Source organism: Corynebacterium sp. HMSC071B10 (assembly GCF_001814825.1).
Lineage (GTDB): Bacteria > Actinomycetota > Actinomycetes > Mycobacteriales > Mycobacteriaceae > Corynebacterium.
This window is the reverse complement of record NZ_KV818007.1, coordinates 331,401-339,330: the sequence shown is the minus strand read 5'-3', so window position 1 is coordinate 339,330 and position 7,930 is coordinate 331,401. Positions and strand designations below refer to the sequence as shown.

General features: G+C 64.8%; 7 protein-coding genes. 1 reads left to right on the top strand and 6 read right to left on the bottom strand.

What is annotated here, in order from left to right:
• Positions 1 to 845 (top strand): HNH endonuclease signature motif containing protein (locus HMPREF2990_RS08255; RefSeq protein ID WP_210399971.1); only part of this gene is annotated, 845 nt, incomplete at its 5' end.
• Positions 846 to 878: 33 nt separating this feature from the next.
• On the opposite strand, the gene coaBC is transcribed toward HMPREF2990_RS08255, so the two are convergent.
• From coaBC to carB, 6 genes are all read right to left on the bottom strand, one after another.
• The gene (gene coaBC, locus HMPREF2990_RS08250; RefSeq protein WP_070763932.1) at positions 879 to 2,138 is read right to left on the bottom strand and encodes a bifunctional phosphopantothenoylcysteine decarboxylase/phosphopantothenate--cysteine ligase CoaBC; all 1,260 of its coding nucleotides are present in this window, start codon (positions 2,136 to 2,138) and stop codon (positions 879 to 881) included.
• 77 nt (positions 2,139 to 2,215) lie between these two features.
• On the bottom strand, positions 2,216 to 2,515 hold the full coding sequence (rpoZ, locus tag HMPREF2990_RS08245) for a DNA-directed RNA polymerase subunit omega (protein ID WP_095066809.1): 300 nt from the start codon (positions 2,513 to 2,515) through the stop codon (positions 2,216 to 2,218).
• 15 nt (positions 2,516 to 2,530) lie between these two features.
• Positions 2,531 to 3,124 (bottom strand): guanylate kinase, encoded by a 594-nt coding sequence (gene gmk / locus HMPREF2990_RS08240; protein WP_070763931.1) that lies wholly within the window; start codon positions 3,122 to 3,124, stop codon positions 2,531 to 2,533.
• Positions 3,125 to 3,127: 3 nt separating this feature from the next.
• Complete coding sequence (gene mihF / locus HMPREF2990_RS08235; protein WP_038590808.1) at positions 3,128 to 3,451, bottom strand: integration host factor, actinobacterial type; 324 nt, start codon at positions 3,449 to 3,451, stop codon at positions 3,128 to 3,130.
• 287 nt (positions 3,452 to 3,738) lie between these two features.
• Positions 3,739 to 4,560, bottom strand: coding sequence for an orotidine-5'-phosphate decarboxylase (pyrF, locus tag HMPREF2990_RS08230; protein ID WP_070763929.1), 822 nt, complete (start codon positions 4,558 to 4,560; stop codon positions 3,739 to 3,741).
• Between the two features lie 4 nt (positions 4,561 to 4,564).
• Complete coding sequence (gene carB, locus HMPREF2990_RS08225; protein ID WP_070763926.1) at positions 4,565 to 7,909, bottom strand: carbamoyl-phosphate synthase large subunit; 3,345 nt, start codon at positions 7,907 to 7,909, stop codon at positions 4,565 to 4,567.
• Between the last annotated feature and the right edge of the window lie 21 nt (positions 7,910 to 7,930).

Sequence of the window (7,930 nt, the reverse complement as noted above, 5' to 3'; positions counted from 1 at the left end):
CAGGTGTCTACCTAACGGGGGTCAGGTCCCTCAAAGCAGGAGCCCTCGCCTACCACGCAGGCCTTAACACCATGACCGACTACATCGACGAGAAAGGAGAGTTCGACGAAAACAAACTCACCACCGCATTCGAAGAAGCCACCACCCGACCCGATACAAGCGGGGCAGACATCCTCAACACCGGCTTTGGGCTACCACCCCAACGCTTCCTGCTCCACGCCCTGATGGGCATGGTGCAGTTGGTGCGCTCCGGCATGGCCAAAAGCACCAGGCTGGCACCAGCAGCACAAGTCAACATCATGATGAGCACCAGCGGCAACGGGTATCTCCCCAACAACAAGGCCGTCCCCGCTTTCAACCTCGCCAACGTCGCCGCCAATGCTGAGGCCCGGGGCGTGCTTTTCGACGACCACGGACTCATCATCAACTACGGGCGCAAACGCAGGCTTGTCTCCAAAATCCAAATGGAAGCACTCATGTCCATGTGGGGCCACCAGTGCGCGATGCCCGGGTGCAACCATGACATGTTCATGCAAGCCCACCACATCGATGACTGGGCCAACGGAGGACACACCGACCTCGACAACCTCATCCCACTCTGCTCCTCGTGTCACTCCATGGTCACCGACCGGGAGGTCCTCATCATGCGCCACGGCACAGAAATCCACTTCATCGCACCCGACGGAGCACGCTGGGTCTCCAAAGACCGCCAAACCCCGAAACGCGACGACCACGCCCGCCTCCAATGCGAACTCGAAGACTACGGCGACAACTTCGCCGACAAACCCTGCGAGGACGACGAATGCGAACACTGCACCTGCACAACAGAAGAGAACCTTGACTAGCGCGTCAGAGGAGCAAGCACCCTAAACGCAACGCTACTTCTCGAAGCGCTCCACCGCGTCCCAAATCCGTGCCGCGACCTCGTGCTTCGTGCCGTCGGCAACCTCTGCGACGCCACCGTCGCGGGTGAGCAGCCAGCCGGAGTTGCGTAGCTGGCCAAACACCTTGCCGCCGGAGACGTCGTTGACCATGAGCATGTCCGCGCCCTTGCGCGCAAGCTTCGCCTTCCCGTGCTCCAGGGGCTGATCCGTCTCGGCCGCGAACCCGATAATCCGCGCCTGCGTCTCCCCCGCATCGCGCATGGCAACCAGCCCGCGCAAAATGTCCGGGTTTTCGACGAGGTGCAACGTCTCCAGGTCTTCGTTCGCCCGCCCCTTCTTTAGCTTCGAGGTTGCCTCGTGCTCCGGGCGGTAGTCAGAGACCGCAGCGGCCATGATGACCACATCGGCGTCAACAGCGCGCTCGCGCATCGCCGCCTCCATCTCTCGCGTGGAGCGCACCCGCACGACCTCAGCTCCCGCGGGCGTTTCCAGCTCCTCGGTGTTTCCGGCGACAACGGTGACGCTGGCGCCCTTGTGCGCGGCGACGTCGGCAAGCGCAAAGCCCTGCCGTCCCGAGGAACGGTTGCCGATATAGCGCACGGGGTCGATATTCTCCTGCGTGCCGCCCGCGCTGATGAGCACGCGCTTGCCCGACAGCGACTGCGACAGCGGCCCGGTGGCGAGTACCGTGCGCGCCATCTCAGCGATCACGTGCGGTTCCAGCAGGCGCCCGGGGCCGGTGTCCTTCCCAGTGAGGCGGCCATGCGCGGGCTCGAGTACCGTGATCCCGCGCTCGCGCAGGGTGGCGACGTTCGCCTGCGTGGCCGGGTTCAGCCACATCTCCGTGTGCATGGCCGGCGCGATCACGATGGGACAGGTGGCGACAAGCACCGTGGCGGTGAGCAGGTCATCCGCACGACCCGCGGCGATGCGTGCAATCACATCCGCCGTAGCCGGGGCGATGACCACCAGGTCCGCCTCCTGGCCGACGCGCACGTGCTGCACCTCGTCGACACGGGAGAACACGCCCGTGTCCACGGGGTGGCCGGACAGCGCTTCGAAAGTAGCCGCGCCGACGAACTCGAGTGCGCTTGGGGTGGGGACGACGCGGACGTCGTCACCAGCCTCTTTAAAGTCCCGCACGAGGTGGCACGCCTTGTACGCCGCGATGCCGCCGGCCACCCCCACGACGACGCGCCGCCCCCGAGACTCATCCGTGGTTGCCTTGACGCCATTTCCTTGCACATCGCTCATGGCACCCAAGCATACGCAATGCGCAACGCCCGCCAGCCGAGGGGACGGCGGGCGGGCGTTACAACGCTACGGTCTGATTACTGGCCTTCTTCGTGCTCCAGCAGACCGGCCTGGATCTCGCGCAGTGCGATCGAAAGCGGCTTCTCGCCGGGTTCCGGCGTGACCAGCGGGCCAACGAACTCGAAGACACCGTCCTCGGAGTCCTGGTAGAAGCTGTTGATCTGACGGGCACGCTTGGCCGCGAAGATGACGAGGGCGTACTTGGACGACACCTTCGTCAGCAGCTCGTCGATCGGGGGCGCGGTAATACCTTGCGGGGTGTCGTAGGTCTTCTGCTCCGGCGAATCCGCGGTGACCTGCGACTGATCCTCAGTAATGTTGCTCACTAAAACCTACTCGTTTGTCTCGTTGTTCGTGCTGTTCATCAGGATGCTGGCAATTGCCGCGACGGCGGTATCCACATCATCGTTGACCACTACATCGTCGAACTCGTGCTGTGCATTGAGCTCTTCGCGTGCGGTAAGCAAACGACGCTGGATCACGTCTTCCGTCTCTGTGCCTCGGCCGGAGAGACGCTGTACCAGAATCTCCCACGAAGGCGGGGCCAAAAAGACAGTCGACGCCTCGGGCATCAGCCGCTTAATGTTGCGCGCGCCTGCGAGGTCTACTTCCACCAGCACGGGACGGCCCGCATCGAGCGCCTCCTGCACCGGACCAGCCGGAGTACCGGAGCGCTGCAATCCGCCATGAATGTCGGCCCACTCCAGCATCTCGCCTGCATCAATGCGGCGCTGGAAGTCATCAGCACTGACAAAGAAGTAGTCTTCCCCGTCGACCTCGCCCGGGCGCGGAGCCCGAGTGGTCATGGAGACGGAGAAGTACAGATCAGGGACATCGCTCACAAGCCTGTGCACCACTGTCGACTTACCTACAGCGGAGGGGCCGGCCAGCACGACCAGCCTGCCTCGCGGCGATACCTCAGTCATGGTTTAGTCCTCGGAGAAACCGAAGCGCTCGAGCAGCGCACGACGCTGACGCTCACCCAGGCCGCGCAGGCGGCGGGTCTGTGCGATCTCCAGCTCTTCCATGATCTCGCGGGCCTTGACCTTGCCCACCTTCGGCATTGCTTCGAGCAGTGCGGAGACCTTGGTCTTGCCGATGATCTCGTCGGACTCAGCCTTCGCGAGCACGTCCTTGAGGTTGGTGTCGCCGCGCTTGAGGGAAGCCTTCAGCTCAGCACGCTGCTTGCGTGCCTCGGCTGCCTTTGCAAGTGCTGCCTTGCGCTGCTCATCAGTCAACTGTGGAAGTGCCACTGGTTCCTCCATAAAATAGTAGTACGTTTCGGTCCAGTCCTACCTAAACCGTCGTTCCAAGAGTGCCACACGGTAGCAGGCCGAAGACATCGGCCAAAATACCACCGCTGCAACTCTCAGTTCTGGCTAAGTGTAGCACTGGGTTAATTCCGCCGCGTTGATGACGTGCCGGGAAAGGCACCGCAGCTCGTACCGCACACCGTACGGTATTTCGCCACGTCAACGCTTTGACGGAACTAAACTACCAGGCTTTTTAGCGAAAAGCGCAAACGCCCTCGCCAAAAACCTTATTTCGCCAGGTCGCGCGCCTGTTTCCGCAGTTCATCCACGTCCGGCCCAGCCTTCAACACGGAGCGCGACATGTTCGGAAACACCAGCTGTGCTCGCCCGCGGGCGATGCGGGCGACGTCCTCCATCGTCGCGCCCTGCGCACCCACGCCAGGCATGAGTACCGGCGCGTTGAGGTGCGCGAGCACGGGTGGGTTCTGCACCGTTGCGCCGACTACGACGCCAACGTGACCGACAGCTGCGCCCTCGTTGTAAGCCGCGCAACCATCGACCATGTACTGGGCGACCGTGCGCTCCCCTATCAGCGAGCTCTGGAAGGCCTCTGCCTCGGGGTTGGAGTTCGCCGACATGACGAACACACCCTTGCCGTGGGCAGCCGCCAGCTCAATTGCCGGTTCGAGAGATCCCACGCCGAGATATGGCGTCAGCGTCACCGCGTCGGCTTCCAGCGGCGAGCCTGGTGCGAGCCAAGCGTCGGCGTAGCCGGCCATGGTCGAGCCGATATCGCCGCGCTTCGCGTCCGCCACCACGAGCGTGTCGCGCTCGCGCAGCGCAGCGAGAGTCTCCTCCAGCACCGCGAACCCGCGCGAGCCGAAGCGCTCGAAGAACGCTACCTGCGGCTTGACCAGCGCGACGTTGCCTGCGAAGGCCTCCACGCAGATGCGGGAGAACTCGCGCAGTCCCTCCACACTGTCGCTCAGGCCCCACTGCTCGAGCAGGGCGGCGTGCGGGTCGATGCCTACGCATAGCCTGCCGTGGCGCTCGCCGGCGTCGACAAGCTGCTGCCCAAAGCCGGGCTGGGTGTCCACACTCTGCGCCATGGCCTTAAGCCTTCGCTTCCTCGCCCGCGTGCTCCAGCTCCTGCAGGCTGGTCACCGTGATCTCGTTGCCGCGGATGGCCTCAATGCCCTGCACGGCGGCAGTCACGCCCTGGACCGTCGTCATGATCGGCACACCCGCGACCACGGCGGCGGCACGGATGTCGTAGCCGTCGTGGCGAGCGCCGGAGGACCCGGCCGGAGTGTTGAGGATCAGGTCGATCTCGCCTTCGCTGATGCGGTCGACGATCGAGGTCCCCTCGCCGCCCTCGCGCACCTCCGAGGCCTTCAGCGCCGTCTCGCAGGCAATACCGTTGCGGCGCAGCATCTGCGCGGTACCTGCGGTCGCCACGATCTTGAAGCCCATGGTGGACAGGCGCTGGATCGGGAAAATCAGCGTGCGCTTGTCGCGGTTAGCGACGGAAACGAACACCGTGCCCTCCGTCGGCAGCGGACCAAAGGCCGCAACCTCTGCCTTGGCGTAAGCCACGCCAAACGACGGGGCAAGGCCCATGACCTCGCCGGTGGACTTCATCTCGGGCCCGAGGATGGTATCGAGCAGCGAGCCGTCGGGGCGACGGAAGCGGGTAAACGGCAGCACCGCCTCCTTCACCGCGATCGGGTGGTCGAGCGGCAGCGATCCGCCGTCGTAATCGGTCGGGATGAGGCCCTCCTCGCGCAGCTCGGCAAGGGGGGCACCCATCATGATGCGGGCGGCGGCCTTCGCCAGGTGCACGCCCGTCGCCTTGGACACGAACGGGACTGTGCGGGAGGCGCGTGGGTTTGCCTCGATGACGTACAGAATGTCGTCCTTCAGCGCGAACTGCACGTTCATCAGGCCCTTGACGCCAATGCCGTGCGCGAGCGCCTCGGCGGAGCGGCGGACCTGAGCGATGTCCTCCGGGCCGATGGTCATCGGCGGCAGGGCGCAGCCGGAGTCGCCGGAGTGAATACCGGCCTCTTCGATGTGCTCCATCACGCCGCCGAGGTAGACCTCCTCACCGTCGCAGAGCACGTCGACGTCGATCTCAATCGCGGAATCCAGGAAGCGGTCGACCAGCACCGGGTGGTCCGGCGACAGCTCGGTCGCGCGGTCGATGTAGTCGTGCAAGCTGGTCTCGTCGTAGACGATCTCCATGCCGCGCCCACCGAGCACGTAAGAGGGGCGCACGAGCACCGGGTAGCCGATGCCCGCTGCAACCTCGCGTGCCTCCTCGAAGGAGGTCGCGGTGCCGTAGGCCGGTGCCGGCAGGTTTGCGGCCTCGAGCACGTCGCCGAACTCGCCGCGGTCCTCCGCCGAGTCGATCGCCTCCGGGGTCGTACCAACCACCGGCACGCCCGCGTCGGCAAGGCGCTGCGCCAGGCCCAGCGGGGTCTGGCCGCCCAGCTGCACGATCACGCCAGCCACCGTGCCCGAGGCCGACTCGGCGCGGTAGATCTCCATGACGTCCTCGAAGGTCAGCGGCTCGAAGTAGAGACGGTCCGCCGTGTCGTAGTCGGTGGAGACGGTCTCCGGGTTGCAGTTGACCATCACCGTCTCGTAGCCGATACGCGACAGCTCCAGCGCCGCGTGCACGCAGGAGTAGTCGAACTCGATACCCTGGCCGATGCGGTTCGGGCCGGAGCCCAAGATGATGACCTTCTCGCGGCCGGTCTCGGCCACCTCGCTCTCGGCGTTCGGGTCTATCTCGTAGGCCGAGTAGTGGTACGGCGTCTGTGCCTCAAACTCGCCGGCGCAGGTATCGACGGTCTTGAACACGGGGTGGATGCCCAGCGACCAGCGCAGGGAACGCACGCCGTCCTCGCCCGCCAGCTCCGGCCGCAGCGCCGCAATCTGGGCATCGGACAGCCCATAGGCCTTGGCCTCGCGGAGGAGTTCGGCGTCGAGCACGGGGGCGTCGATAAGCTGCTGGCGGAAGTCCACGAGCGCCTGCAGCTCGGCGAGGAACCAGGGGTCGATGCCGCTGGCCTCGTGCACCTCATCGACGCTCGCGCCGAGGCGCAAGGCGAGCTCGACGTCGTACATGCGCTTGTCCGTCGGGACCTTGAGGTCCTCGAGCACTGCGGCCACGTCGTTCTCGCGGCCCTCCGCGAAGTACTCGTCCGGGCGGGTCCAGAAGCCATTCGGCTTGTCCTCCATCGAGCGCATGACCTTGTTCAGGCCCTGGATGTAGTTGCGGCCGATGCCCATGGCCTCGCCAACCGCCTTCATGGAGGTGCCGAGCGTGTCGTCGCTGCCCGGGAACTTCTCGAAGGCAAACCGCGGCATCTTCACGATCACGTAGTCCAGCGTCGGCTCGAAGGCGGCAGGCGTGACACCGGTGATGTCGTTGGTGATCTCGTCGAGCGTGTAGCCGATGGCCAGCTTGGAGGCGATCTTGGCGATCGGGAAGCCGGTCGCCTTCGACGCCAGCGCCGAGGAGCGCGACACGCGCGGGTTCATCTCGATGGTGATGATGCGGCCGTCTTCCGGGTTGACTGCGAACTGGATGTTGCAGCCGCCGGTGTCCACGCCCACCTCGCGGATAATGGCGATGCCCTGGTCACGCATGGTCTGGTACTCGCGGTCCGTCAGCGTCAGCGCGGGTGCCACGGTGACGGAGTCGCCGGTGTGCACGCCGAGCGCATCCACGTTTTCGATCGAGGCGATGACCACGACGTTGTCGTCGCCGTCGCGCATGAGCTCGAGCTCGAACTCCTTCCAGCCCAGAATGGATTCCTCGATGAGCACGTTCGCCTCGGGGCTGGCCTCTAGGCCGCCGCCGGCAATGCGGTCGAGGTCCTCCATTGTAAAGGCCAGGCCGGAGCCCAGCCCGCCCATGGTAAACGACGGGCGCACGACGACCGGCAGGCCAAGCTCTTCGACCGTCTCGTGGACCTCGTCCATGGTGTAGCAGACGCGGGAGCGGGCGGACTCGCCGCCGATCTTCTCCACGATGTCCTTGAACTTCTGGCGGTCCTCGCCACGCTCGATCGCGTCGATGTTCGCACCGATCAGTTCGACCCCGTGCTTTTCCAGGATGCCCTGGCGATCCAGCTGGATTGCGGCGTTCAGCGCGGTCTGGCCGCCAAGCGTTGCCAGGATAGCGTCGACAGGGTTGCCCTGTTTCGCCTCCTTCTCCAGGATCATGTCGATGTAGTGCGGCTCGATCGGTTCGACGTAGGTGTGGTCGGCGAACTCCGGGTCCGTCATGATGGTGGCCGGGTTCGAGTTGATCAGCGTGACCCGCAGTCCCTCTTCCTTGAGGACGCGGCACGCCTGCGTACCCGAGTAGTCAAACTCGCAGGCTTGACCAATCACAATCGGCCCGGAGCCAATAACCAGGACGTGGTTGATGTCTTCTCGTTTCATCGGTGATACTCCCTAGTACTT

Coding starts and splice junctions, on each gene's coding strand:
- coaBC (WP_070763932.1), bottom strand. CDS start 2,138: ATGAGCGATGTGCAAGGAAATGGCGTCAAGGCAACCACGGATGAGTCT.
- gmk (WP_070763931.1), bottom strand. CDS start 3,124: ATGACTGAGGTATCGCCGCGAGGCAGGCTGGTCGTGCTGGCCGGCCCC.
- pyrF (WP_070763929.1), bottom strand. CDS start 4,560: ATGGCGCAGAGTGTGGACACCCAGCCCGGCTTTGGGCAGCAGCTTGTC.
- carB (WP_070763926.1), bottom strand. CDS start 7,909: ATGAAACGAGAAGACATCAACCACGTCCTGGTTATTGGCTCCGGGCCG.